Annotated in this window: 21 protein-coding genes; 7 read left to right on the top strand and 14 right to left on the bottom strand. The window is 73.1% G+C overall.

Going from position 1 to position 26,119, the window contains the following annotated elements:
- Positions 1–5: 5 nt before the first annotated feature.
- The 3 genes from ACIQVI_RS03170 to ACIQVI_RS03160 all read right to left on the bottom strand — a co-directional run bounded on the left by ACIQVI_RS03170 (position 6) and on the right by ACIQVI_RS03160 (position 3,094).
- Positions 6–848, bottom strand: coding sequence for an AfsR/SARP family transcriptional regulator (locus ACIQVI_RS03170; protein WP_351971368.1), 843 nt, complete (start codon positions 846–848; stop codon positions 6–8).
- Between the two features lie 133 nt (positions 849–981).
- Positions 982–2,106 (bottom strand): IS701 family transposase, encoded by a 1,125-nt coding sequence (locus ACIQVI_RS03165; protein WP_403590331.1) that lies wholly within the window; start codon positions 2,104–2,106, stop codon positions 982–984.
- Positions 2,107–2,413: 307 nt separating this feature from the next.
- The gene (locus tag ACIQVI_RS03160; RefSeq protein ID WP_351971370.1) at positions 2,414–3,094 is read right to left on the bottom strand and encodes a ScbR family autoregulator-binding transcription factor; all 681 of its coding nucleotides are present in this window, start codon (positions 3,092–3,094) and stop codon (positions 2,414–2,416) included.
- A gap of 99 nt (positions 3,095–3,193) precedes the next feature.
- Between ACIQVI_RS03160 and ACIQVI_RS03155 the strand changes: the two genes are divergently transcribed.
- Positions 3,194–4,159, top strand: a complete 966-nt coding sequence (locus ACIQVI_RS03155; RefSeq protein ID WP_403590328.1) for a ScbA/BarX family gamma-butyrolactone biosynthesis protein — start codon at positions 3,194–3,196, stop codon at positions 4,157–4,159.
- Positions 4,160–4,251: 92 nt separating this feature from the next.
- Here the strand turns inward: ACIQVI_RS03155 and ACIQVI_RS03150 are convergent, their stop codons facing one another.
- From ACIQVI_RS03150 to ACIQVI_RS03115, 8 genes are read right to left on the bottom strand one after another with little or no spacing between them, the layout of a single operon-like run.
- The gene (locus tag ACIQVI_RS03150) at positions 4,252–5,016 is read right to left on the bottom strand and encodes an SDR family NAD(P)-dependent oxidoreductase (protein ID WP_403590325.1); all 765 of its coding nucleotides are present in this window, start codon (positions 5,014–5,016) and stop codon (positions 4,252–4,254) included.
- A complete protein-coding gene (locus ACIQVI_RS03145) occupies positions 5,006–6,022 on the bottom strand; it encodes a Gfo/Idh/MocA family protein (RefSeq protein WP_403590322.1) in 1,017 nt (338 codons plus the stop codon). The genes ACIQVI_RS03150 and ACIQVI_RS03145 overlap by 11 nt, the downstream gene beginning before the upstream one ends.
- A complete protein-coding gene (locus ACIQVI_RS03140) occupies positions 6,019–7,407 on the bottom strand; it encodes an NDP-hexose 2,3-dehydratase family protein (protein WP_403590319.1) in 1,389 nt (462 codons plus the stop codon). The genes ACIQVI_RS03145 and ACIQVI_RS03140 overlap by 4 nt, the downstream gene beginning before the upstream one ends.
- Positions 7,404–8,708: a lipopolysaccharide biosynthesis protein RfbH gene (gene rfbH / locus ACIQVI_RS03135; RefSeq protein ID WP_383411729.1), complete on the bottom strand. Its 1,305-nt coding sequence runs from the start codon at positions 8,706–8,708 to the stop codon at positions 7,404–7,406. Before rfbH ends, ACIQVI_RS03140 begins: the two co-directional genes overlap by 4 nt.
- 10 nt (positions 8,709–8,718) lie before the next feature.
- Complete coding sequence (gene rfbB, locus ACIQVI_RS03130; RefSeq protein ID WP_351971375.1) at positions 8,719–9,696, bottom strand: dTDP-glucose 4,6-dehydratase; 978 nt, start codon at positions 9,694–9,696, stop codon at positions 8,719–8,721.
- Positions 9,693–10,760, bottom strand: coding sequence for a glucose-1-phosphate thymidylyltransferase (locus ACIQVI_RS03125; RefSeq protein ID WP_351971376.1), 1,068 nt, complete (start codon positions 10,758–10,760; stop codon positions 9,693–9,695). The genes rfbB and ACIQVI_RS03125 overlap by 4 nt, the downstream gene beginning before the upstream one ends.
- Positions 10,757–11,371 (bottom strand): dTDP-4-dehydrorhamnose 3,5-epimerase family protein, encoded by a 615-nt coding sequence (locus ACIQVI_RS03120; RefSeq protein WP_351971377.1) that lies wholly within the window; start codon positions 11,369–11,371, stop codon positions 10,757–10,759. The genes ACIQVI_RS03125 and ACIQVI_RS03120 overlap by 4 nt, the downstream gene beginning before the upstream one ends.
- Positions 11,372–11,403: 32 nt before the next feature.
- Positions 11,404–12,555, bottom strand: a complete 1,152-nt coding sequence (locus tag ACIQVI_RS03115; protein WP_403590315.1) for a DegT/DnrJ/EryC1/StrS family aminotransferase — start codon at positions 12,553–12,555, stop codon at positions 11,404–11,406.
- Positions 12,556–13,028: 473 nt separating this feature from the next.
- On the opposite strand from ACIQVI_RS03115, the gene ACIQVI_RS03110 reads away from it, so the two are divergent.
- The 3 genes from ACIQVI_RS03110 to ACIQVI_RS03100 all read left to right on the top strand — a co-directional run bounded on the left by ACIQVI_RS03110 (position 13,029) and on the right by ACIQVI_RS03100 (position 16,254).
- Positions 13,029–13,898 (top strand): NAD(P)-dependent oxidoreductase, encoded by an 870-nt coding sequence (locus ACIQVI_RS03110; RefSeq protein ID WP_403590312.1) that lies wholly within the window; start codon positions 13,029–13,031, stop codon positions 13,896–13,898.
- A 117-nt stretch (positions 13,899–14,015) separates the two neighbouring features.
- Positions 14,016–15,194: an acyl-CoA dehydrogenase family protein gene (locus ACIQVI_RS03105; RefSeq protein WP_403590309.1), complete on the top strand. Its 1,179-nt coding sequence runs from the start codon at positions 14,016–14,018 to the stop codon at positions 15,192–15,194.
- Positions 15,195–15,357: 163 nt separating this feature from the next.
- Complete coding sequence (locus ACIQVI_RS03100; RefSeq protein WP_403590306.1) at positions 15,358–16,254, top strand: NAD(P)-dependent oxidoreductase; 897 nt, start codon at positions 15,358–15,360, stop codon at positions 16,252–16,254.
- A 99-nt stretch (positions 16,255–16,353) separates the two neighbouring features.
- Here the strand turns inward: ACIQVI_RS03100 and ACIQVI_RS03095 are convergent, their stop codons facing one another.
- Positions 16,354–16,560: a ferredoxin gene (locus ACIQVI_RS03095; RefSeq protein WP_403590303.1), complete on the bottom strand. Its 207-nt coding sequence runs from the start codon at positions 16,558–16,560 to the stop codon at positions 16,354–16,356.
- 18 nt (positions 16,561–16,578) lie between these two features.
- Positions 16,579–17,715 carry a cytochrome P450 gene (locus ACIQVI_RS03090; RefSeq protein WP_403590300.1) on the bottom strand — a complete coding sequence of 379 codons (1,137 nt, stop codon included), beginning with the start codon at positions 17,713–17,715 and terminating at the stop codon, positions 16,579–16,581.
- 645 nt (positions 17,716–18,360) lie between these two features.
- Here ACIQVI_RS03090 and ACIQVI_RS03085 point away from each other — a divergent pair.
- Both ACIQVI_RS03085 and ACIQVI_RS03080 read left to right on the top strand, forming a co-directional pair.
- On the top strand, positions 18,361–19,827 hold the full coding sequence (locus tag ACIQVI_RS03085) for a flavin monoamine oxidase family protein (RefSeq protein ID WP_403590297.1): 1,467 nt from the start codon (positions 18,361–18,363) through the stop codon (positions 19,825–19,827).
- Positions 19,828–20,145: 318 nt separating this feature from the next.
- Positions 20,146–21,513, top strand: coding sequence for a nucleotide disphospho-sugar-binding domain-containing protein (locus tag ACIQVI_RS03080; RefSeq protein WP_403590294.1), 1,368 nt, complete (start codon positions 20,146–20,148; stop codon positions 21,511–21,513).
- 111 nt (positions 21,514–21,624) lie between these two features.
- Here ACIQVI_RS03080 and ACIQVI_RS03075 read toward each other — a convergent pair whose 3' ends face one another.
- On the bottom strand, positions 21,625–22,392 hold the full coding sequence (locus ACIQVI_RS03075) for an SDR family oxidoreductase (protein ID WP_403590291.1): 768 nt from the start codon (positions 22,390–22,392) through the stop codon (positions 21,625–21,627).
- Positions 22,393–22,549: 157 nt separating this feature from the next.
- On the opposite strand from ACIQVI_RS03075, the gene ACIQVI_RS03070 reads away from it, so the two are divergent.
- Entirely contained in the window at positions 22,550–26,008 is a 3,459-nt protein-coding gene (locus ACIQVI_RS03070) for an AfsR/SARP family transcriptional regulator (RefSeq protein ID WP_403590288.1), read from the top strand.
- Positions 26,009–26,119 lie beyond the last annotated feature (111 nt).

Genomic DNA, 26,119 nt, shown 5'->3' with positions numbered 1-26,119 from the left:
GGCCGTTACAGGGGTGCGCCGCTCGTCAGCCGGCGCGCCGAGAGCCGGCCGGTGTGCCCGTGCGGGGCGCGGCGCGGCTCGGGGACTTCGGTGTGGAGGATCTCGGACCGGAGGATCTCGGACTGGAGGCGCTGGAGTTCCGCCGAGGGCTCCAGGCCCAGTTCGCTCCTGAGGATGTGGTAGAGGCTCTGGTAGGCCTGCAGGGCCTCGCCGCGGCGGCCGGCGCGGTGCAGGGCGGAGATGAGCTGGCCGTGGAACCACTCGTGCAGCGGGTGGTCGTTGACGAGGGCGCGCAGTTCCGGGAGGAACTCGCGGGAGCGGCCGAGGCGCAGCTCGGTCTCCACGCGTAGCTCCAGGGCGTGGATGCGCAGTTCCTGGAGGTGGGCGATGCGTCCGGTCAGGACCGCGTTGACGGAGAGGTTGCTGAGGACGGGGCCGCGCCACAGCCGCTGGACGTCGGCGAGGAACTCGGCGGCGCGCTCGGGGTGTCCGTCCGTGAGGGCCGACCGGGCCTGGCGGACGCGCCGTTCGAAGACGAGGGCGTCGACCTGGTCCTCCCCGATGTCGAGGAGGTAGCCGGGCGCCCGGGTCGTCAGGAGTTCGTCGGCGAGGGGCAGCACGTCCTTGAGCAGTCGGCGCGCGTGGTAGATGTGCGTCTGCAGCGTCCTGAGCGCTCCCGCCGGTGCCTGTTCGCCCCAGAGCTCGCGGGCCAGGGTGTCCGTGGCCACGGCCGTGCGGGGCTGAAGGGCGAGCACGGCGAGCATCTGACAGATCTTGGGCGCGCGCGGCGCGTGGGAACGGCCGTCATCGGTCACGATCTCGAAGGGGCCGATGAGGTTGAACTGCACGGTGCACGCTCCCGTTCCGGCATGTGGCCGCCTGTATCGGTGTGCTGCGGTGTCCTTGTCGACCCTAGGGACCATGGGGGCCCGGGGTCTCGGAATGGCAAAGAGAGTGTCAAGTTACCGGACGGTAGTCCCGTCACTTTCCGTCACCTCGGTGGGCATGCGCGGCGGCGACCTGATGGGCGATGGAGGCGAGGGTGATGTGCCGGTGCCAGCCGGCGAAGGAACGGCCCGCGAAATCGGTGACCCCGACCCGGAGGGAGACGTCCGCGAAGTCGCGCGCGACGACGGTCGGCAGCCGCATCAGGCGCACCAGCGCGGGCAGTTCGGCCGGGTCGGCGTTCGTCAGCCACAGCCCGCTCCCGGCCGGGCCGTTGAGCCACTCCCCCACCAGCAGGAGTTCCCTCCCGCGCGCGCGGGGCTGCGCGACGGGCACGACCACCACGGTCGCCGGCCCGCCGGCCGCGTCGATCCTCCGGCGCAGGCGCGGCAGCGCGGCGGCCAGCTCCCCGGCGGTCCGGTCCCGGTCGCCGAACCGGGGTAACTTCGCCCGGTTCAGGCGCAGGGGGGTGTCCCCGTGGACGCGCACCAGGAAGCGCCCGCCGCCGGAGGCGAGCCGGCCGGCGAGCGCGGAACCGTCGATCCCCTCGGCGTCCACGACGACCGGACCGCGGGGCACGCCCTCGAATCTGCCCAGGTCGGCGACGGTCTCGCGGAGGAAGTCCTCCAGCGTTCCGGAGGAGGCGCCGGGGGGTATGCCGACGCGCCGCCGCAGCGGTTCCTCCAGCCAGCGGCCGGAGAGCCGCAGCCGCCAGTCGACCGGCACCGCGTACCGGCTCCCGGCCAGCCACATCCCGACCGCCTGCTGGCCGTAGAGCCCCCGGTCCTGCGGATCGGCGCCTATCGAGTGCGGTCCCGCCTTGGGGATCACGGTCGGCCTGATCACCCACGCCTCGGGGGCGAGCGTGCGGTGCACGTGCCCGGCCAGGGCGTCGCGCACGGGCATCCAGTCCCAGGGGGAGGCGCTGATGAAGTGGTGCACGCTCTGCTGCGCGGAGCCGCCGCCGAACTGCTGGGCGATGTTGCGGAGCGTCTTGCGGCCCGGCTGCGCGAGCAGTCCCCGTACGTACCACCCCGCCTTGCGCCGCTGCTCGGCGCGGGGGAGCGAGCCGAACAGCACCTCGCCGAGACCCGCCTCCAGAGCGGGAGGGGGTGAACTGCCGTCCTGTGCGCGGGCGTCGGGCGGAGCGTGCCGGTTCAAGTTTCCCCCATGATGTGTGACGGACCGGTGTACGGGCCCTGGGAGTCCCGGTCGGCACGGACCGAAACCGGACGTCGGTCCTCTTTCGGTGAGCGGGTGTCGGCCGCACGCCGGGACCACCTCGCAGGGAAACACGCGTCGGACCGGCCCGCCCCCGCCCGTTCCGCGCGCACGGTGGATCGGGATCGCATGACGACGGACCGGCCCGACTCCCCGGGATCGAGGGCCAAGACGGTCGGAAACAGTACAGGCAGCAGGTTACGGCGGCGAGCGGGCGCGCGCCGGTAGTCCGGGGCCGCTGTTCCCCTCAGGCGGAGCGGTCGAGCGACCGGCCGGGCGAGGGGAGCGGAGCGCGATCGTCCGCGCGCGCGTCGGCGAGCAGACGCTCGGCCCGGTACGGGGAGGTCTCCAGCTTCGCCAGGACGCCGGGGGAGGCGACGTTGGGCAGCATCATCGCGTAGAGGGCGGAGATCTCCCGGGAGAGGTCGCCGTCGGGGAGCGCCTCGGTGACGAGCTGGACGCCCGTCCAGGCGCCGACGAACAGCCGGGCGGTCTCGGCGGGGTCGACGTGGGGCAGGAGCTCGCCGCGCTCGGCGGCCTCGGCGAGCAGCTCGGTCCCGAGGGTGATCCAGTCGGGCCACCTGGTTCCGAAGAGGGCCCGGGCCCGGGGGTCGACCGACAGCCGGACCGAGGCGCTGAGCAGGGGTTCCTTGGGCAGCCGGTGGGCCAGCAGCAGCCCCAGGTCCACCCACTCCTGCAGCTTGAACCGCTGCGGCACGGCGCCCTCGGTCGTCACTGCCTCGTCCAGGACCGCCCGCGCCAGCTGCTCCTTGGAGGTGAAGTGGAAGTACAGCCCGCCGCGCGTGAGTTGGATGCGCTCGATGAGGCCGCCGACGGTCGTGGCGTCGTAACCGAGCTCGTCGAACATCTCCGCCGCGGTCTCGAGGATGATCCTCCGCGTGCGGATGGCCCGCTCCTGTCTCGCCACGCCCAGCCTCCAATTGACACTTTCTTTGCCCGCGCTTGAACTCTCGTTGACCCACCCCGTAAAACCGAACGGAGGGCCGGTACTTTACAGCCACAACACATGACAGCGCTCACAGGACAGACCCAAGGGGGGGCCTTGCCCGCAGTCTCTGTTGCCCGTCAGCCGTCGGACGGATCCGGTTCCGAAGCCGGTGGCACCACCGGCCCGCCGGAAATCCTCGGCCGTTACACCCACTTGACGGACCCCGGGTCGATCCTGGTGTCCGGCTGGAACCGCTCCGGGGAGAACTCCCTGGCCCTGACCGTCCACTGGCCGCCCGTCACCGGGGAGCGGCCGTACGACCCGCGCGTCCTCGCCCAGACCGTCCGGCAGAGCGGCCTGGTCGTCGCCCACGCGGAGTACGGCGTCCCGCTCGACCACCAGACCGTGCTGAGCTTCCTGGACTTCACGATCCCGGACCGGCTCCCCCCGGGCGGAGGGAAGGCCGCGCGGCTGGACGTCGACGTGCTCGTCTCCCCCGCCGGGGACACCGGACGGGCCCGGCGGTCCCTGCGCATGTGCTTCCTGCTGCGCCACGAGGGCGTCACGATCGCCCGGGCCGACTCGGAGTTCGGCTGGATACCTCCCCGGGTCTACCGGCGCCTCAGGGGAGACCGGATGCCGGCGGTCTGGGGGGCCTGGGAGCTTCCCGAGCCCCTGGATCCCGCGCGCGTGGGGCGGACCGGCTCCGGCGGTGTGCTCCTCTCCCCCACCGGCGAGCCGAACCGGTGGCGGCTGCGCAACGACGTGTCCGACACGGCCCTGTTCGACCATCCCGTCGACCACGTCCCCGGTCTGGTCCTCGTCGAGGCGGCCGACCAGGCGGCGCACGCGGTCCTGGGGCCCCGGGCGTTCCGGGCCGGCGAGATCGCGACGCGCTACTTCCGGTACGTGGACTTCGACCGGCCGTGTCTGATCGAGGCCCGGACGCTGCCCGCCGAGCCGGGCCGGTTCGCCCTCGCGGTCGACGGGACCCAGGACGCCGAAGTCGCCTTCTCCACCGTCCTGCGCGGCCCCGCGGACTGACGGGCCCGGGTCCGCCGTACGGCGGGTGCGCGGGCGGACCGCGGTGCGCGGGCGGCGGGCCTTCTCCTCCCGTCCGTCCGCGCACCCCCGGGTCACTTGTTGACGAAGCCGCCGTCCACCGGCATCACCGTGCCGGTCAGGAACGGACAGCGATCGCTGAGGAGCCACGCCACCGCCTGCGCGATCTCCTCCGGCTCGGCCGTACGGCCCTGCGGCGTCAGCGAGTTGGCGACCTCCTCCAGGCCCGGGTTGCGTCCGAACCAGTCGCGGGTGATCTCGCTGCGCGTGGTCCCGGGCGCCACCGCGTTCACCCGGATGCCCTGCTGGGCGTACTCGTCGGCGGCCGCCCGGGTCAGACCGATCACCGCGTGCTTGGAGGCGATGTACGGGGCGGCCGTGGGGATCGCGACCAGGCCCCCGACGCTGCTGTTGTTGACGATGGACCCGCCGCCGCCCTCCAGCATCGCCGCCAGCTCGTGGCGCAGGCAGTTGAACACCCCCCGGACGTTGGTGTCCATGATCGACTCGTAGACCTCGTCCGGCATCAGGTGCAGCGGAGTGCGGTCCCCGCCTATGCCGGCATTGTTGAACGCCCCGTCCAGGCGGCCGTACGCGGAGACCGCGAAGTCCACCGCCTTCCCGGCGTCCCCGGCGGCGGTGACGTCCGCGACGACGTACGACGCCCTGGCTCCCCCGGCGTTCAGTTCCTCGGTGAGAGCCGCGAGGCGGTCCTCCCTCCGTGCCGCGAGGACGACCGCCGCCCCCTCCTGGGCGCAGGCCCGTGCCGTCGCCGCGCCGATACCACTGCTCGCCCCCGTGATCAGGACGACCTTCCCGGACAAGAGATCACTCGACATGGCGGAAGTCTTTCAGCTCGTCCTCCCCGGGGCATGGCTTTGCCGCGACGGCGGCCCGGGCCGCGATGTCCTCCAGCAGCACCGCCTGCCGCAGGACGTCCGGGTCGGGCGCCCCGCCCGTGCGCACCGCGCGCGCGAACGCCCCGACGGCGCGGGCGACCTGGTCCTCGGCGGCGAGGCGGACCTCCGTGACCTCGCCGCCGCGCTCCAGGCGGAGCACCGGGGCGTGGTCGGCCGGGGGCGTGAAGGCCCTCCCGACGGTGAGGCGCCCCTCGGTGCCCGCGTAGGCGTACGTGTTGCGGTAGGCGTCGTCGAGGCCGAAGGCGAGCTGGGCGCTCACCCCCTCGGGGGTGTGGAGCAGGGCCGTGCCCCCGGTGTCGACGTCCAGCCGGGCGTCCCGGACGGCGACCGCGCCCGCGACCCGCAGGTCGCCGCCGAGGGCGAGGAGGGCGGCGCGGACCGGGTAGACGCCGGTGTCGGACAGCGCTCCCCCGCCGAGGTCGGCGCGGTAGCGGATGTCGTCCTCGGCCCGCCGGGGGACGGTGAACTCCGCCCGGAAGGAGCGGAGTTCACCGATGGCGCCGGAGGCGACGAGTTCCCGTGCCCGGGCGTGCTGGGAGTGGTGGGGGAAGAGGACGTTCTCGACCAGGGCGAGGCCCCTGGAGCGGGCCAGGTCCAGGAGTTCGGCCGTCTCGCCCGCGGTGGTGGCGAGGGGCTTCTCCGCGAGCACGTGCTTGCCGGCGAGCAGCGCCGCCCGCACCCAGCGGGCGTGGAGGGCGGCGGGCAGGGGGACGTACACCGCTTCGACGTCGTCGTCCTCCAGGGCGGCGGCGTAGCCGTGCAGGGCGCGGCAGCGGTGGGCCCCGGCCAGCGCGCGGGCCCGGTCGGGGTCGCGGCTGGCGATCGCGGTGAGGGCGACGTCCTCGCGGGCGGCGAACGCGGGGATCATCCGCCGCCGGGCGAAGTCGGCGGAGCCGAGGACCGCGATCCGTACGGGTGGGGTCACAGCCGCACCGCGCCGGTGTTGAGGAGCGCGAGCAGGGTGCGCGCCTGGACGTTCACGTAGTGGCTGTGCCGCACCAGCCACCGCAGCTGGCCGGGGGTCACCCAGGCGTATCCGGGCGGGGCGTCCAGGGGGGCCTCGTCCTCGTCGGCGTCCAGGAAGAGGTAGCGGCTCTCGGCGTTGAGGAAGCGGCCGCCCTCCTCCGAGTGGAGCACGTCGTACCGTACGCGCGCCGGGTCCGCCGACAGGACGAGGTCCAGGAACGGGGGCCGGTCGTCGCCCGTGCGGTCCGCGTGGTTGGCGGCGGTGTGCTGGACGGTGGGGGCCAGCTCGATCCGGTCGAGGAAGCCGCCTTCGAGCTTGGCGTGCGCCAGGAGGTGGGGGACGCCTCCGAAGCCGCGGGTGACGAAGGCGGTGTGGCCGGTGCCGCGCGGCTCGAACAGGGGCTGCGACCAGCCGCGCACCTCGCGGTTGCCGGCCTCGACGGAGACCGCGACCACGCGGAAGTACCGGCCCTTCGCGTGGTCGAGGGACCACGCGCCGCGCACCCAGTCCCTGACCTCCCCCAGCGGGATGCGCTCCGCGCGCACGTCGGGTGCGGAGCGCCGGGCGGTGAACCAGGAGAGCAGGGCCGTGTCGGGCAGGACCGCGCCGGGCTCGTCGGAGGCGACGGGGGCGCAGGCCAGGACGGTGCGGGCGTCCATGTTCACCACGTTGTCGCGGCGCAGGAGTTCGCCGATCTGGCCGAGGGTGAGCCAGCAGAAGTCGTCGTCCACCGGGACGTCCTCGTCCGTCTCGACGATCATGTTGCGGTTGGCCTTGCGGAAGAACCAGGCGCCGTGCTCGGACTGGAGGACGTCCGCGAGGACCCGGCCGCGGCCGGGGGCCGTGAAGTGGTCGAGGTACTTCACGTCCGCGCCCCGGTGGACCTTGGTGTAGTTGCTGCGGGTGGCCTGCACGGTCGGGGAGAGCTGGAGCAGGTTGCGGTTGCCCGGCTCCATCTTGGCCTGCATGAGGAAGTGCAGGACCCCGTCGAACTCCTTGGCCAGGATGCCCAGGATGCCGACCTCGGGCTGTTTGATGATCGGCTGCTGCCAGTGCCGGAAGGGGCCGGTGTCGGTCTCGACGGAGAGTCCCTCGACGGTGAAGAACCGGCCGCTGTGGTGGCCGAGGTTGCCGGTGGCGGGGTCGAACGACCAGCCGTCCAGGTCCGCGAACGCGATGCGCCGCACCCGGAAGTGGTGGGCGCGCCTGCGGCCGTCGAGCCAGTCGTCGACGTCCGCCGTCCGCAGCGCGGCCCCCTCGCCGGTGGCGTCGGCCGAGCGGGCCAGCCTCGCGGCGACCGTCTCGTCGTGCCGCGGGCGCAGGCCCGGGGGGAGGGTGCTCATCCGCGGGCCTCCACGAACTCCCTGACCGTGGTGATCACGTAGTCGAGCATCGGTTCGGTGAGCCCCGGGTAGACCCCGATCCAGAAGGTGTTCTCGGTGACGACGTCGGAGTTGGCGAGGTCGCCGACGACCCGGTGGGGGCGGTCCAGGTAGGCGGGGTGGCGGGTGAGGTTGCCGGCGAAGAGCCTGCGGGTGCCGATCTTGCGCTCTTCGAGGTGGTGGACGAGTTCGGCCCGGCTGAAGGGGGCGTCGGCGTCCACGGTGATCACGAACCCGAACCAGCTGGGGTCGCTGCCGGGGGTGGGTTCGGGCAGCAGCAGGTGGGGGACGCCGTCGAGCCCTTCGCGCAGCCGCCGCCAGTTGCGCTTGCGGGCGTCGACGAAGCCGTCGAGCTTGTCCAGCTGGGAGAGGCCGAGGGCGGCCTGGAGGTCGGTGGCCTTCAGGTTGTAACCGACGTGGGAGAAGATGTACTTGTGGTCGTAGCCCTCCGGGAGGGTGCCCATCTGGTACTCGAACCGCTTGAAGCAGGTGTTGTTCTTACCCGGTTCGCACCAGCAGTCCCGGCCCCAGTCGCGCAGCGACTCGACGATCCGGGCGAGCTTCAGGTCGGAGGTCAGGACGCAGCCGCCCTCGCCCATGGTGAGGTGGTGGGCGGGGTAGAAGCTGACGGTCGTGACGTGCCCGAAGGTGCCGGTGAGCTGCCCCCGGTAGGTGGAGCCCACCCCGTCGCAGTTGTCCTCGACGAAGAACAGGTCGTGCTCGGCGGCGAGTTGGGCGATCTCGGCGGCTTCGAAGGGATTGCCGAGGGCGTGCGCGATCATGATGGCGCGGGTCTTGGGGCCGATGGCCTCCGCGACGCGGTCCGCCGTGGTGTTGTAGGTGCCCAGCTCCACGTCCACGAAGACGGGGACGAGGCCGTTCTGCACGATCGGGTTCACGGTCGTGGGGAAGCCCGCCGCGACGGTGATCACCTCGTCTCCCGGGCGCAGGCGGCGGTCCTCGTAGAGGTGCGAGGTGTACGCCGAGAGCGCCAGGAGGTTGGCGGAGGAGCCCGAGTTCGTGAGGTGGGCCTTGCGGCGGTGCAGCCGGCGGGCGAAGGCCGACTCGAACTTCCGGGAGCTGGGGCCCGCCGCGATCCGCAGGTCGAGGGCGGCCTCGACGAGGGCGACCCGGTCGTCGGCGTCCAGGACGGCGCCGGAGGGCCAGATCTCCGTGACGCCGGGCACGAATCCGCCGGTGTCCTGCCGGTCGAGGTGGTACTTGCGCACCTCGTCCAGGACCAGCGCCTTGTGGTCCGTCATCGTTCGCTCCTCAGTCACGGGCCCGCTCCTCGGACGCCTTCCACCACTGCCCGTTGTCCCGGTACCAGGCGACGGTCTCGGCCAGGCCCTCGGCGAAGTCGACGCCCGGCGCGTATCCCAGCTCTTCTCGGATCTTGGTCTCGTCGAGCGAGTAGCGCAGGTCGTGGCCCTTGCGGTCCGCGACGTGGCGGATGCTCGACCGGTCCGCCCCGCAGAGTTCGAGGAGGCGCTCGGTGACGGAGAGGTTGGTCTGCTCGTTGCCGCCGCCCACGTTGTAGATCTCCCCGGCGCGGCCCTTGGTGAGGACCAGCTGGATGGCCCGCGAGTGGTCGTCGACGTGCAGCCACTCCCGTACGTTCAGGCCGTCGCCGTACAGCGGGACCTGCCGGCCCTCCAGGAGCCGGGTGATGAACAGCGGGATGAGCTTCTCGGGGTGCTGGTGGGGGCCGAAGTTGTTGGAGCAGCGGGTGATCGACACTTCGAGGCCGTGGGTGCGCCAGTAGGCGCGGGCGATCAGGTCGGAGGCCGCCTTCGAGGCCGCGTACGGGGAGTTGGGCATCAGCGGCCAGTCCTCGGTCCACGAGCCCTCGGCGATGGAGCCGTACACCTCGTCGGTGGAGACGTGCACGACCCGGTCCACGCGTGCGGCGAGGCAGGCGTCGAGGAGGGTCTGGGTGCCCAGGACGTTGGTGCGGACGAAGGCGTCGGGCAGGGACAGCGAGCGGTCGACGTGGGACTCGGCGGCGAAGTGGACGACGGCGTCGTGGCCGGGCAGCACGTCGAGGAGCAGGTCGCGGTCGCAGACGTCGCCCTCGATCAGGTCGAGGCGGGGGTGGCCCAGGGGGATGTTGTCGCGGTTGCCGGCGTAGGTGAGCTTGTCGAGGACGGTGACGCGGGCCCGTTCGTAGCCCGGGTAGCCGCCGGCCAGCATGGTGCGGACGTAGTGGGAGCCGATGAAGCCGGCCCCGCCGGTGACGAGCACCTTCACGCGGCCACCTCCACGTGGGTGTGGTCGCCGACCACGAGGCGGTGGTGGGCTTCGGCGTGGTCGCTCGGGCCGATGTTGGCGGAGCGGCCGATGAGGGAGCCGTGCAGTCCGGGGACCTGGGTGATCGTGGCGCCGGCCATCACGATGGAGTCGGCGAGCCGGGTGGCGCGCAGGACGCAGTCGCGTCCCACGGAGGTGTCCGGTCCGATGCGGCAGTCCTCGACTAGGGTGCCGGCGCCGATGACGGCCGGGCCGACGATCCGCGAGCGGACCACGCGCGCGCCGGGCTCGACGACGACCCGGCCGACGAGTTCGCTCGTCGCGTCGACGTCGCCCTCGACGCTGCGGTCCAGCGTGCCGAGGAGGTGCCGGTTGCACTCCAGGACGTCGTCGGCCCTGCCGGTGTCCTTCCAGTAGCCGTCGTACTCGCCGGCCTTCACCTCGTGGCCGTGGGTCAGCAGCCACTGGATGGCGTCGGTGATCTCCAGTTCGCCCCGGGCGCTGGGCTCGATGGCGCCGACGGCCTCGTGGATGGCGCCGGTGAAGAAGTACACGCCGATCAGGGCGAGGTCGCTGCGCGGCCGGCTCGGCTTCTCCACCAGGGCGACCACGGCGCCTTCGGCGTCGAGTTCGACGACACCGAAGGGCCGGGGGTCGGGGACCTTGGAGACGACGATCTGGGCGGCCGGGCGGCCGGAGCGGAACTCGTCGGCGATGGCGGTGATGCCGTCGGGCAGCATGTTGTCGCCGAGGTACATGACGAAGTCGTCGTCGCCGAGGAACGGGCGCGCCAGCTCGACGCAGTGGGCGAGGCCGCGCGGCTCGTCCTGGTGGATCGGGGTGATGCGGACGCCGAAGCGGCTGCCGTCGCCCAGGGCCTCGGTGATCTGCGCGGCCCGGTCCCCGACGATGACGGCGACCTCGGTGACGCCGAGCGCGGCGATGTTCTCCACGGCGTATTCGAGGACGGGTTTGTTCACGATCGGGATGAGCTGTTTCGGCATCGAATAGCTGAAGGGGCGCAGGCGTGTTCCCGCCCCGCCCGACAGCACCAGAGCCTTCATGGCAGTGCCTTCCTTGAAACAGGGGAATGTGTGTCGCGGACGGCTTCCTGCCAGGAGGCGAGGAGTCCCGCGGCCGCGGCTTCGCGCACGCCGGGGGCCGTCGCGTCCTTCCGGGACATCAGCGGGGGTTCGGTGAAGCCCCAGGGCAGGGCGAGTTCGGCGTCCAGGGGGTTGATGTCGATCTGCGTTCCGGGCACGTACACGCTGGAGAGGACGTAGCAGACGCACGTGTCGTCGGTGAGGGTGAGGAAGCCGTGGCCGACGCCCTCGGGGACGTAGACGGCCCGTCCCGACGCGGCGTCGAGTTCGTGGGTCGCGTACGCGCCGAAGGCGGGCGATCCGACCCGCAGGTCCACCACGATGTCGCGCAGGGCCCCGCGCACGCAGGTGACGTACTTGGCCTGTCCCGGGGGGATGGCCACGCCGTGGATTCCGCGCAGGGTGTTGCGGCGCGAGGTGGAGTAGTTGATCTGGCGGGGGACGAAGGGGTGTCCGGTCGCGGCTTCGAGGTGGTCGGTGCGCAGGCCCTCGAAGAAGTCGCCGCGTTCGTCGGTGTGCGGCTCGGGGGTGACGACGTAGGCGCCGGGGACCGCGGTGTCGGCGATGTGCACGGAGGTGACAGCCTCTCCTGGTCGCGTCCGGTTCAGCGGGCGAGCTCTGCGAGGCGGTGCTCGACCGACTTGCGCAGCTCGTCGGCGACGGTCCTCACCTCGGTGTCGTCCAGGCCCTGGTGCAGCGGCAGCAGGAGGGTGGTGTCGGCGGCGTGGTCGGTGCCGGGCAGGTGGGTGCCGGGGTCGCCGTAGGCGGGGACCTTGTGCAGCGGGGGGTAGCGGAAGGTGGTGTAGATGCCCTTGTCGAGGAGGTCGGCGGCCACGCGGTCGCGGATCCCGGCGTCCATCTGCACCCAGTGGAAGTAGTACGTGGAGTCGTGTCCGGCGGGCAGGGCGGACGGGAGCCGCAGGCCCTCGACGTCCTGGAGGAGGCGGTCGTACTGCTCGGCGACGGCGCGGCGGCGGGCGACGAAGCCGGGGAGCCGGCGGAGCTGGACGCCCCCGATGGCGGCGGTGACGTCGTTGCCGATGACGCGGCGGCCGAACTCCCTGACGTTCAGCTCCCACCAGCGGTGCGAGACCTTCGCGGCCGAGAAGCCGCTGGACTGCTCCAGGCCGTGGTAGGCCAGGCGGCGGGCCGTACGGGCGAGTTCGGGGTCGCGGACGTACAGCATCCCGCCGTCGCCAGTCACGAGGACCTTCATGGAGTCGAAGCTCCACATCGCCACGTCGCCGAAGGTGCCGCACCTGGCGCCGTCGACGGACGAGGCGACCGCGCAGGCGGCGTCCTCGACGAGCCGGACGCCCCGGGAGCGGCACAGCTCGGCGATGGCGACGACGTCGCCGGGGCGGCCGCCGTAGTGCAGGAGCAGGACGGCCTTGGTGCGCGGGGTCAGGGCGCGTTCGACGTGTTCGGCGGTCGGGTTGAGCAGGTACGGGTCGACGTCGCAGAAGACCGGGCGGGCTCCGGTGGCGGCGACGGCGTTGCCGGCGGCGACGAAGCTCGCGGAGGGCAGCACCACGTCGTCGCCGGGGCCGAGGCCGAGGAGTTCGGTGCTGAGGAACAGGCCGGCGGTGGCCGAGTTGATGAAGATCATCCGCTCGGGTTCCACGCCCACGTGCGCCGCGAAGGCGGCCTCGAACTCCTTGGTGCGAGGACCGTGTCCGAGCCAGTTGCTCGCGAAGACGGCCGCGACCGCTTCGAGCTCTTCGGAGCCGAGGCTCGGCTGGAAGACGTTGATCATCGTGATGCTCCGATCGGGAATCGCGCGCACTTTTCGCGCCGTCTGAAGCTGCGGCTTCCGGGCAGGTCGACCGCTACTCCGGCCCGATCGTCCGCCGATCGATTCCAGTCGGCCCCGGGACATCCGCATCCCGCGAACGCCCCTACACCGAAAGGGAATTGACGATGCGTCTCGCGAGACCGCCGCAAGTAGCGTCGAAAAACTACCGACCTCGTTCAAACGGGCAGTAATGGGCCGGTAATCAGGGTCCGTGCGACGGCTCCGCCGGTCCGCGGTCCGCTCCCGGGCCCGCCGACCTCCGTTCCGCTCCCTGGGTAGAGCGTTCGTTCCAGAGCTGTGCTACGTTCTGCGCGAGCGCTGAATAAAGCGTTCGTTCTAGTCCTGGGGCGGTCTTCCGGTCCCCGAGCGGCCCTCCGGCTCTCGGGCGGTCTTCCGGCCCCCGGACGGCCGACGACCCAGGAGGTTCTCCGTCCATGAACAGCAAGCAGCCCGTCACCGTCATCGGACTCGGCCCCATGGGGCGGGCGATGGTCACCGCCTTCCTCGACAAGGGACACCCCGTCACCGTCTGGAACCGCACCGCGTCGCGCGCCGACGACCTGGTGGCGCGTGGGGCGGTCCTCGCGGGAAGCGTCGAAGAGGCGATCGGGGCGAATGAGTTGGTGGTGCTGAGCCTGACGGACTACGACGCGATGTACGCCGTGCTCGAACCGGCCGCGGAAGCCCTGGCGGGCCGGGTCCTCGTCAACCTGAGCTCCGACACCCCCGACAGGACCCGCGCCGGCGCCCGGTGGATCGCGGAGCGCGGCGGCATACACGTCAGCGGCGGCGTCACCGTCCCGCCGTCGGGCATCGGGGACCCCGGGTCCTCGACGTTCTACAGCGGCGCGCGGGCCGGGTTCGACCGCCACAAGGCCACCCTGGAGGCCCTGACGGGCACGGACTTCCGCGGCGAGGACCCGGGGCTGGCCGCGCTGGAGTACCAGATCGGCATGGCCGTGTTCTGGACGTCCATGCTGGGCTACTGGCAGGCCGTCGCGCTCGCCGACGCCCACGGCCTCCGGGCGACCGACGTCCTCGCGAACGCCGAGTCCACCGTGGCCTCACTGCCGGGCTTCCTGTCCTTCTACGCGAAGCGCATCGACGCGGGCGACCACGGAGGCGACGTGGACCGGCTCGCCATGGGCCTGGCCAGTGTGGAGCACGTGCTGCACACCCTCGTCGACGCGGGCGTGGACACCACCCTGCAGTCCGCCGTCGTCGACCTCTTCCGGCGCGGCGCGGAGGACGGCCACGGGGCCGACAGCTTCTCCAGCCTGGTGGAACTGATGAAGCGGGCATAGGCGCCGGCCCGCGGCGGGAGGAGGGCCGGGGCGGGGATTACCGCCGCGTTACTGCGCATGAACTGGGCCCGTGCAGGATCGATCCGGTTGTTTCCGGCCGAGATGCGAGGAGTCACGATGGTCACGTCCGCGAACGAAGCCGAGTCCGTTCTCGACGCGGTGAGGGAAAGCGTTCCCCGGCTGCGCGAGAACGGTCTCGCAGCCGAAGAACGGGGCTGGATCCCGGACGAGAACATCGAACTGCTGGAGAAGGCGGGCGTCTTCCGCATCGCGGTCCCCCGGCGCTTCGGCGGCCTCGACCTCCCCGTCGCCGACCAGGCGGAGATCGTCGCCGAGATCGGTCGCGGCTGCGGCTCCACCGGCTGGATCTCCTGCGCCTGGGTCTCCAGCGCCTGGATCGTCACCCAGTACCCGGACAAGGCGCAGGAAGAGATCTTCGCCGACGGCTCCGTCCGCATCTCCGGCGGGTTCACCCCCACCGGCACCGCCGTCGAGACCGAGGGCGGGTACGTCCTCAACGGCAGCTGGCGCTTCAACACCGGCATCAAGGGGGCCGACTGGAACATCTACGCGGCCATGCTGCGGCGGCCCGGCCAGGAGGACGCCGAGGTCTTCGCCGTCGTCCCCGCCTCCGAGGTCTCCGTCGCCGACGACTGGGACGTCACCGCCGCGTCCGGCACCGGCAGCTCGACCACCACGGTCGAGAACCTCTTCGTCCCCGCCCACCGCGTCGTGGACGGCATCGAGGTCCTCGAGGGCCTCGTCGGCGACCGCTCCAACGCGGGGGCCACGGGCCGCAACTACGGCCTCACCGCCTACGTCATGGCCCTCTCCGTCCCGGTCTACATCGGCCTCGCCCGCGCCGCCCTGGAAGTCTTCCTCCAGCGCCTGCCGGGCAAGGGCATCGCCTACACCCACTGGACCGAGCAGCGCGACCACCCGTACACCCAGGTGAAGGTGGCCGTCGCCGCCAACAAGATCACCGCCGCCGAGCGCCTCTCCGACGGCTGGCTCCGCCTCATGCAGACCGGAGCCGACACGGGCGAGCAGCTGACGGTCGAACAGAAGGTGGCCATGCGCGGCCAGTTCGGCTACGCCGTCCAGCTGGCCAAGGAGGCCGTCCAAGAGCTGCACGACATCAGCGGCGCCTCGATCATCGCGCGCACAGCCCCCTTCCAGCGCATCCAGCGGGACATCGAGGGCCTCTACCTGCACGGTCTGATGACCCCCCTCGGCAGTCTGGAGGCCCACGGCCGCGTCCTCGTCGGCCTCGACCCCGACAACGACTACCTCTAGCCGGTTCGCCACCGGCGCGTGCGCGCCGGTGGCGGCCCGGCCGGGAGTTACCCGGGCATGACCTGCGGGTGAGGGGGACGCGCCTAGCCTCCTGCGCGTGGGCACGGCACCCCCCAGGGCCGTGCGTTCGGCTCTGCACGCATCGAGAGAAAGTTGCCTCCTGATGAACTCCACCCCCCGGGCCGGCTCCGCGCGGGCCGCGGTCTCGGTCGTCGGTCTCGGTCTGATGGGGCAGGCGCTCGCCGGCGCCTTCCTCGGGTCCGAAGTCCCCACCACCGTGTGGAACCGCTCGCCGGAGAAGGCCGAAGGGCTCGTCGCGAAGGGCGCGGTGGCCGCCGCGTCGGCGGCCGACGCGGTCGCGGCGTCCCCGCTGGTCGTCGTGTGCCTCACGGACTACGACGTCTTCCGCACCGTCCTGGAACCGCTCGCGGACGCGCTGCGGGGAAAGACGGTCGTCAACCTCACCTCGGGCCACTCCGACGGCGCCCGGGAGATCGCCCGGTGGGCGGCCGGGCACGGCATCGCGTACCTCGACGGCGCCATCATGGCGATCCCGCCGGTCATCGGGACGGAGCACGCCACGCTGCTGTACGCCGGCGCGCGGGACGTGTTCGACGCGCACGAGACGACCCTGGCGGCCCTCGGCGCCGCCACCCACCTGGGCGAGGACCACGGCCTGGCCTCGCTGTACGACGTGGCGCTGCTCGGCATCATGTGGGGGGTCCTCAACAGCTTCCTGCACGGCGCGGCCCTGCTGGAGACCGCGAACGTGAAGGCCTCCGCCTTCGCCCCGCTCGCCAACGACTGGATCGCCGCGGTGACCAACTTCGTCTCGGCCTACGCGGGCCAGATCGACGAGGGGTCCTACCCCGCCCACGACGCCACCGTCGACACCCACCGGGCGACGATGGCGCACCTCCTGCACGAGAGCGAGGCGACCGGCGTCGGCACCGAGCTGCCGGCGTTCGTGAAGGAGCTCGCCGACCGCGCGATCGCGGCGGGCCGGGGCGGCGACAGCTACGCCGCCGTGATCGAGCAGTTCCGCAAGCCGGCCGCATAGCCCCCATGGTCCCGTGAGCCGGGTTCCGCGCGGTGTGCGCGGAGCCCGGCTCACGGGGTCGTGGGCCGGGCTCGTGGCAGGCGTCGCGGCGCGCGGTCGTCAGGTCGCCTCGGGGGTCACCAGGACCGCCTCCGTCGGACAGCACTCCGCCACGTCCCTGGCGGCTTCGATCGCCTCCTCGCCCTCCAGCACGGCCCGGAGCGGCACGCCCGTGCCGTCCTCCACCCGGAAGAGGCCCGGGTTCATGGCGACGCAGGTGCCCGCGCCGGCGCAGGCCTCGCGGTCGATCGTGAGCAGCATCCTCATCCGGATCTCCTCCCCGGCTCAGCGCGGCCCGGTGCCGTGCAGGTCGACCGGGAGCGCGGTCAGGCTGCGCAGCAGCCAGCTCTCCCCGTACCGGATCTCGTCGCGCGGCACGGAGAGCCGGGCGTCCGGGAACCGTTCGAAGAACGCCGGGATGGCGATCCGGGACTCCAGCCGGGCCAGGGCCGCGCCCAGGCAGTTGTGCAGCCCGTGGCCGAGGCCCAGGTGCCGGGGTCCGGAGCGGGTGATGTCCAGCCGGTCCGGGTCCTCGAAGACCTCGGGGTCGCGGTTGGCGGACTGGAGCGCGGCGATGACCGTGGCGCCCTTGGGGATGGTCGTGCCCAGCAACTCGACGTCCTGGGTGGCGAAGCGGATCAGGGCCACCGTGAGGGCGCCGTCGTAGCGGAGGAACTCCTCCACCGCGGAATCGGCCAGCCCGGGCCGCTCGGCGAGCAGTTTCCGCTGGTCCGGATGGTCCAGGAGGGCGAGGATCGCCGAACCGATCAGGTTCCGGGTGGTGTCGAGACCGACCATGATCATGAGCGCCACCATGGCGATGAGCTCGTTCTCGTCCAGGCGGTCGTCACCGTCGCGGGCCTGGATGAAGACCGAGGTCAGGTCCTCGCCCGGGTCGCGGCGCTTCTCCTCCACGACCTCGCGGCCGTAGTCGACGATCTCCTGGTAGGCGAGGGTCGACTCGGTCATGTGCTCCGGGTCGACGTGCAGCGCCCGCTCGATCGCGTGGAGGATCTGCCGGAACTTGGCCAGCGGGATCCCCATGACCCGTCCGATGACCTCGGCGGGGACGGTGGAGGCGAACTCCATGACGTCCGGCTCCTCCATGGCCTCCAGGCGGTCGAGGGCGGAGGCCACGATCTCCCGGGTCGGCTCCTCCCACAGCGCCGTACGGCGGGGGGTGAAGGCGCCCATCGCCAGTTTGCGCACCCGGGTGTGGTCCGGCGGGTCGAGGACCGACAGGATGCGCTCGATGACCGTGCCCGAGCCGAACACCAGCCCGGACTTCTTGAACTCCTCGGTGGCCCACACGGTGGCGTCGCTGCTGAAGCGCTGGTGGTCCCCGAGCAGCTCCCGCACGTCCTCGTGGCGGGACACCATCCACATGGGCAGGTCGCCGACCGGGAACGTCAGCCGGTGCACCGGGGCGTTCTTCCGGAGCCACGAGAACGCGGGATACGGATCCTGGAAATAGTCGTGGCCGAAAAGATCTGGCGCAAGCGCCGAGGATGTCATCGCTGACCTCTCCCTCAGGAAGGTGACGCGGTTTCCGGGTCGAACGTCGAACGACGTCCACGTGCTCTGCTCAGGAGGCTACGAGCGGAGGACAACTGCGCAGTCACGTGCGGGCAATCGGCCGGCGGCGCCCCGGAGCCGTCCCGTAGTCGTCCGGAGGCGCCCCGGAGTCCTTCCGGTGGCTTCCGGTGGCGGGGCCGGCGACGGCCGGTGGCGAAAAGGCCGACCGAAGCCGACCGACGCCGACCAGCATCGGCCGGTGGACCCGGCGGGCCTCGGCGGACCCCGGCGGCGAAATCAAGCCCTCCGCTCTCCCGCCCCGCCGCCCGATGACCGGCCGATGACCGGCCGATGGGCGTCCGGTGGGTGACGCCCTGGCCTGCGCGGCAACGGGTGTGGTGAGGTGAATCCGCCTTCGCGGGCCCGGCTCGATTCGGCCAGCGTCGTCAGAAGTGCACGTCCGTTTCCGGCCGTTGCCATGTCGCCGACTCCTCGCCCGTCCCGGATCGATCCGTCCGGACCCGTCCGTTCCAGTCCACTCAGGGAGAGACCTTGGCCGCCGAGTACACCCCCACGACGGGAACATCCCGCAGACGGACCGTCCTCAAGGCGGCGGGCCTGGCGACGCTGGCCGCCACCACCGTCGTCGGAGCCGGCGACGGCGCTTCGGCACGTCCGGGCCGAGGCCACGGCGCGCGGCCGGACGACGCGTACGACGTGATCGTGGTCGGCGCCGGCTTCGCCGGGGTCGCCGCCGCCCGGGCCGTGCGGGCCCAGGGGATGAGGACGCTGCTCCTGGAGGCCCGGGACAGGATCGGCGGACGGACGTGGACCGGCACGTTCGCCGGTGAGCTGGTGGAGATGGGCGGCGCCTGGGTCCACCCGGTCCACACGAAGGTCTGGCACGAGATACGGAGCCACGGCATACCCCTCGTGGCCGACGACACCCCGCCGGACCGCCTGATCCTGCCCTCCGGCAGCGGGTACGCCGACTTCGACCTCGCCGTCGCGGGCACCCGGCTCGGAGAGCTCCTCACCTCGTTCTTCGCCGGTTCCGATTCCTACTTCCCCCGACCCCACGAACCGCTGCACCGGGCGGACCTGCTCGCCGGGCCCGACCGGCTGACCCTGCGCGACCGGCTCGACCAGCTGCGGCTCGGGCCGCGGGACGAGGCCTGGCTGAACGGGCACACGGCCACCGCGGGCGGCAGCAACACCCGCGGCGCCTACACGGCCCTCGTCCGCCAACTCGCCCTCTCCGGGGACCTGGAGACGTACAACGGCCTCAACGCCTACCGTCCCGTCACCGGAATGGGCGGCCTGATCAACGCGATGCTGGCCGACCAGCCCGTCACCGTCCGGCTCGACTCTCCGGTGGCGGCGATCACCGACACCGGCGCCCGCGTCCACGTCGACACCCGCGGCGGGAAGCGGTACACCGCCCGGTCGGTCGTCGTCGCCGTGCCGGCCAACGTGTGGAACTCCATCTCCTTCCGCTCCGGGCTGCCCAGGGAGTTCGCCGCGGCGTCCACCGCCGGCATCGCCGTGCCGCACGCCAAGAAGATCTGGATGAAGGTGCGCGGGGACGTCGGCCGGTTCCTCGCCCAGGGAGCGGAGTCGGGCGCCCCGCTCATCGGGGTGGTGCCCCACACCACGCTGTCCGACGGCAGCCGCCTGATGATCGGTTTCAGCGTCGACCCGGCGTTCGACCACACCAGCACCGCCCGGGTCCAGGCGGCCCTGCGCACGTTCGTGCCGCAGGCGGTGGTGGAGAGGATCGTCTCGCAGGACTGGGGCGGCGATCCGTACGCGCGGGGCGGCTGGTCGTTCATGCGGCCCCTCCAGCTGACCCGGCAGCTGCGCACCCTCCAGCAGCCCCAGGGCCGGCTCGTCTTCGCCGGCAGCGACATCGCCTCGGGCTGGTCCGGCTTCGTGGACGGCGCCATCGAATCGGGTGAACACGCGGGCGTGCTCGCCCTGGAGGCGGCGACGCGCAGGGCCACGCCGGCCCGCGTGTAGCGGCACCGGCCCGGGGCCGCGCCCGTACCCGTACCCGTACAGCGGTGTCGGTGTCCGGGAGAGTGGGGGGCGAGAGGGGCCGGAGCGGAGGAGTGCGTCCTCCGCTCCGGCCCCTCTCCGCTCCTGAAAACTCCCGGGAAGCTCCCGCGCCGGTCGGAAGTGCGGGGCGGGGAGGGCTGGTTACCCGGCGATGAGGGGTCGGTGCCGGCTCCCCGGCTACGGTCGGGAGAACCCCGATTGCGCCGCGTGTCGACGACGCACTCCGTCCGCACGCGGCGCGACTGAGAAGCGACCCACGGAGTAACTCCCTTGCGAGTCTTGTTCACAGTCTGGCCCGCGACCGCGCACCTCTATCCGGTCATCCCGCTCGCCTGGGCCCTGCAGAGCGCCGGACACGACGTCCGGGTGGCCGCGCATCCCGGCATGGCCCCGACGATCTCCTCCGTGGGGCTGACCGCCGTACGGCTCGGCGACCCGGCGGTGGTCCCGGCGCCCAGGGCGGCCAACAGGCCGCTCTCGCCGGAAACGGAGAGCCGGCTCGACCGGCTGACCGAGAAGCTCGATCTGGACCCCGCCGGCCAGTACGCGTGGGGCGCCTTCCGCCGCTTCATGATCGCCTGCCTGCGGGACTTCCACCCGGCCGACGCCTCCCCCTCCGACCCGATGCCGGCCGTGGACGACCTCGTCGACTTCGCCCGCGACTGGCGGCCGGACCTGATCGTCTGGGACCCGTGCTGGCCCTCCGCCGCGGTGGCCGCCCGCGTCTCGGGCGCCGCCCACGCCCGCCTCATGTGGGGGCTGGACTACTTCGCCTGGACCACCGAGACCCTCGCCGCCCGGCACGCGGTCCTCGGCACCTCCCCGGGTGAGAACCCCCTCGTCGAGGCCGTACGGCCGGTGGCGGAGCGCTACGGAGTGGACGTCGACGACGAACTGCTCCACGGGCAGTGGACCATCGACCCGATACCGGAGCCCATGCGGCTGCCGACCCGCACGCGGACCGTGCCGATGCGCTGGGTGCCCTTCACCGGCGCCGCGCCGCTCCCCGACTGGCTGCACGCCCCGCCCGAGCGGCCGCGCGTCGCCCTCTCCCTCGGGGTGTCGGTGCGGAAGTTCTTCAAGGACGGGGCCGACCGCATCCAGGCGCTCCTCGAAGCGGTCGCGGACCTCGACGCCGAGGTCGTCGCCACCCTCGACGACGAGCAGCTCGACGGGCTCTCCCGGCTCCCCTCCAACGTCCGCACCGTCGACTACGTCCCGCTCAACCAGCTGCTGCCGACGACGTCGGCCCTCATCCACCACGGCGGCATCGGAACGTTCGCCACGGCCGCCGCCTTCGGCGTCCCCCAGCTCATCAACGACGAGGAGAGCGAGTTCATCGTCGTCGACGACCACGGGGTGCACACGACCTTCCGCGAGCGGCACATGGACGCCCCGCCCACCTCCGCGTACGTCACGGAGCGCGGCGCGGGACTGTCCCTGGACCGCCACACCCAGTCCACCGCCACGATGCGCGAGCGGATCGGGCGCGTCCTGCACGAGGACTCCTACCGGCGGGGGGCCGCGAGCATCCACCACGACATGCTGGCCATGCCGAGCCCCCGCGACCTCGTCCCGGTCCTGGAGGGCCTCACCGCCCGGTACCGCCGGCCCGGCGGCGACGCCGGCCGTCCGTCGCCGCGGTAGACGTCCGCGCCCGGGTGCCCCGGGACGCACGACGCGGCGGGGGCCGCGCACCGAAGTGCGCGACCCCCGCCGTCTCCGTCCCCGGTCCGGCCTCCCGGCCGGGAGGGGCGCCTACTCGAACAGCGGCGGGATGCCCTGGCCCATGCCGCCGTCCGCGTGGAGCACCGTTCCGGTGCTGAACGTGGCGTCGAAGCCCAGGTACAGCACGGCCGCCGCGATCTCCTCCGGGTCGGCGTGCCGGCCGAGCGGGGTGAGCTGCGCGCCCTCCTTCTCGTTGGCGGCCTTCTCCTCCTCCGTCATGTTCGCGTAGCCCATGGTCGGGGTCAGCGTGAAGCCGGGGCTGACCGAGTTGACCCGGATCTTCCGGGACAGCAGCTCGGCCGCGAACACCTTCGCGAAGCCGCCCACGGCCGCCTTCATGCCGGTGGCCACGCTGGTGCCGGGGTAGCCGTGGCCGACCAGGACGGCCGTCGTGAAGACGATGGAACCGCCGTCGTTGACCAGCGGGGCCAGCTGCTGGGTGGTGAAGAACGCGCCCTTGGTGTTGATGTCGAAGGACTTGTCGAAGGAGGCCTCCGTCACCTCCTCCAGAGTGCCCAGCTCGGCGTACCCGACGTTCACGAAGAGGAAGTCGATCCGGCCGAGCTTCTCGCCGACGACCCCGCCCAGCGCGTTGATGTCGGCCATGCTGCCCGCGTCGGACCGCACCACGTGCACCGGGCGGCCCGCGAGCTCCGTCCGCACCGCCTCGATGTTCTTCTCGTTGCGCCCGGTCAGCAGCACCTCGGCGCCGCCGTCCAGAAGCGCCTTGACGACCGCGAGGCCGATCCCGTGCGTACCGCCCGTGACCACGGCCTTCTTGCCTGCGTACTTGCTCATGAAAAACGACCCGCTTCCGTCGTACAGGACCTCTGCGTCCGGCTGGTGCCACCGATCCTGCGGGCCCGCCCTGTCGCCCCGCTGTCGTCCGGCGGCGGCGGACTGTCGCCCGGCTTTCGGCCCTGCCGCCGGGGCGCCGGCGGTTATCCTGATCATCATGCGTTTCGGGGTGCTCGGCTCACTGACCTTACGGACGGCCCAGGGCGACCCGGTCCCGGTGACGGAGACGAAGGTCCGGGCGCTCCTCGCCGTCCTGCTCGTCCACGCGGGCCGTCCCGTCCCCGCCCACCGCCTCGTGGCCGACCTGTGGGACGCCGGGACCGGGAACGACCTCCCGCGGAACCCGGCCAACGCCCTCCAGAACAAGATCTCGCGCCTCCGCCACCTCCTGGACGCCGCCGTCCCCGACGGCCGCCGGCACCTCCTCCTGCGTCCCGGCGGCTACGTGCTCGACGTGGCCCCCGACGCGGTCGACGCCACCCGCTTCCGCGCCCTCACCGCCCGGGCGAGGGCCGAGGCCGCCCCGCGCGCCAGGGCCGCGCTCCTCACCGACGCGCTCGCCCTGTGGCGCGGCCCCGCCTACGCGGACTTCCCCGACGCCGCCTTCTCCCGCGCCGCTGCCGCCGCCCTGGAGGAGGAGCGCCTCGCCGCCGTCGAGGACCTCGCGGAGGCCCGTCTCGACCTCGGCGCCCACGACGCCGTCGCCGCCGAGCTCGCCGAGAGCGTCGCCCGCCACCCCCTGCGCGAACGGCTCCGGGCCGCGCACGTCCGCGCCCTCTACGGGGCCGGCCGCCCGACCGAGGCCCTCGGCTCCTACGAGGAGCTGCGCACCCGTCTCGCCGACGACCTGGGCCTCGATCCCGGGCCGGCGCTCACCGCCCTCCACCGGGCGATCCTCCGCCACGACCCGGACCTCACGGCTCCCGCCGGGCCCGGCGCCTCCCGGACCGCCGCGCCCGCGCCCGTACCGATACCGCCCGGCTCCCCCGGTCGCGGCAACCTTCCCGCGCCGCACGCCGGCCTCGTCGGCCGGAGCGACGCCCTGGCCGCCGTCGGCTCCCTGCTCGCCGCCCACCGTCTGGTCACGCTCACCGGTCCCGGCGGCGTCGGCAAGACCCGCCTCGCCCTCGCCGCGGCGGCCGACCGCGCCGCCGTCCATCCCGACGGCGTCTGGCTCGTCGAACTCGCCGCGCTCGACACGCCGACCGCACCGGACCCCGGCCACACCGCCGCCCTCACCGCCCTGGCCGAAGCGATCACGACCACCCTCGGCATCCGCGACGACGCCTCCGCCTCCGCCGCGCCGCTCGACCACCTCACCCGCACCCTCCGCGACCGCGCCCTGCTCCTCCTCCTCGACAACTGCGAGCACATGACGGCCCCGGTCGCCCGGCTCGCGGCCCACCTCCTGCGGACCGCGCCGGCCGTACGCGTCCTGGCGACCGGCCAGGAACCCCTCGGCATCGCGGGCGAGCAGGTCTGGACGGTCCCCCCGCTCGACCTCCCGGAGACGGGCCCCAGCCCGGACGCCGAGCCCTCCGGCACCGACCGGGACCCGGGCCCCCGCGCCGCCGACAACGGTCCCGCCGCCGTTCCGGCGGCCGTGGAGCGCTCCAGCGCCGTACGGCTCTTCGTCGCCTGCGCCACCGCCGCCGCCCAGGACTTCGCCCTCACTGCCGACAACGCGCGGGCCGTCGCCCTCATCTGCCGGCGCCTCGACGGCATCCCCCTCGCCCTCGAACTCGCCGCCACCCGCCTCAAGGTGCTCGGCGCGCAGGGCCTGCTGGACCGCCTCGACGACCGCTTCCGCCTCCTGTCCGCCACCCGCCGCGACGCACCCGTGCGCCAGCAGACGCTCCGTGCCATGATCGACTGGAGCTGGGAGCTGCTCACCGCCTCCGAGCAGATCGTGCTGCGCCGCCTCGGCGTCCACGCCGACGGCTGCACCCTCGAAGCCGCGGAGGCCGTCTGCGCCGGTGACGGCGTGAAGGAGGAGGACGTCCTCGACCTCCTCGGCCGGCTGGTCGACCGCTCCCTCGTCGTCGTGGTGCACGGTCCCCACGGCCCCCGCTACCGGCTCCTCGAATCGGTCGCCGCCTACTGCCACGAACGCCTCCACGAGGCGGACGAGTACCGGGCCGTCGCCCGCCGCCATCTGCTCCACTACACCGCCGTGGCCGAACGGGCCCGCCCCCACCTGCGCGGGCACGGGCAGCACGCCTGGCTGCGGCGCCTCGACCTGGAGACCGCCAACCTCCGCAAGGCGGTCGAGAACACCGACGACCCCTCCAGCACGCTCCGCCTCGTCGATGCGCTCGCCTGGTACTGGATCCTTCGCGGCCGCCTCCGGGAAGCGCGCCGCTCCCTGCGCGCCGCCCTCGCCGCGACCGAGGGCGGCGCGACCGCCCCGACCGGCCCCCGCGCCACCGACGGCACCCGCCGTGACGGCGCCGCCGACAGCGTCCGCCCCGACGCCGCCACCGACGCGTCCGGCCCCCTGCACCGGCTCCGCGCCTCCGTCACCGCCTGGTGGACCTGCGTCGCCCTCCTCCAGGGCGACGGGGACGACGGCACGGCCCGCATCGACGCCGCGCTCGACCTCCACGCCCGGCTCGACGACCCCCACGGCCTCGCCCACACCCAGTGGCTCCTCGGCTTCGCCCTGATGTCCACCGGCGACCTCGACACCAGCGAGACCCTCGTCCGCCGCTCGCTCCTCGGCTTCGCCGCCCTCGGCGACACCTGGGGCACGGCCGCCGCCCTCGGCGTCACCGCCACCCAGGCCCTCGTACGCGGCGACCTCGGCGCCCTCCGCAGCGCGGGCGAGGACAGCGCCCGGGCCTTCGCGGAGATCGGCGACCGCTGGGGGCGGCTGCAGACCGTCCATCCCCTCGCCTCCCTCGCCGAGGCGGACGGGGACTACGACAGGGCGCTGGGCCTCCATCAGGAGGGCCTGCGCATCGCGGAGGAGCTCGGTCTGTGGACCGAGGCCTCCCACCGCCTCTCCGGGCTCGGCAGGATCGCCCTCCTGCGCGGCGACTTCGCCCTCGCCCGGGAACTCCACGAGCGCGCCGCGCGCCTCTCCGCGGACCACTCCGACCGGCCCGGTGTCGTCCACGCGGAGATCGGCCTCGGACTCGGCGCCCGCCGCACGGGCGACCTCGACCTGGCCCAGGGCCACTTCGGCAGCGTGCTCGACTGGAGCCGCCGGGTCGCCTTCGAGACCGGCCGGTCCCTCGTCCTGGCCGAGCTGGGCTTCGTCGCCGAGCTCCGCGGCGACCACGCCACCGCCCGCGCCCTCCACCTGGAGGGCCTCGCCGCGGCCCGCGCCACCGGCGATCCCCGCGCCCTCGCCCTCGCCCTCGAAGGCCTGGCCGGGGCGCAGGCCCTCGCCGGCCACCACCACCACGCGGCCCTCCTCCTCGGGACCGCCGCGGCCACCCGCGCCTCCGTGGACGCCCCCCTCCCGCCCGCCGAACGCGGCGACGTCGACCGCGTCACCCTCGCCGCCACCCGTGCCCTCGGCCCCGAAGCCTTCACCGCCGCGCACGCCCGGGGTGCCCGGCTGCTCCCCGACGACGCCCTCGCCGCCGGCCCGCTCGTCCCGGCCTCCTGAGGCCCGGCACCGGCCGACGTACCGGCCCGGCGTAACGGTCCGGAGCCCGAACACACCGATCCCCGTGCGCCGGGTGGAGCGATGCGGCACACGGGGATGCGGGAAGACGTA

The sequence above is a fragment of the Streptomyces sp. NPDC098101 genome (assembly GCF_044760185.1).
In the GTDB taxonomy this organism is placed as follows: domain Bacteria; phylum Actinomycetota; class Actinomycetes; order Streptomycetales; family Streptomycetaceae; genus Streptomyces.
This window is presented reverse-complemented; position numbering and strand designations above follow the sequence as displayed.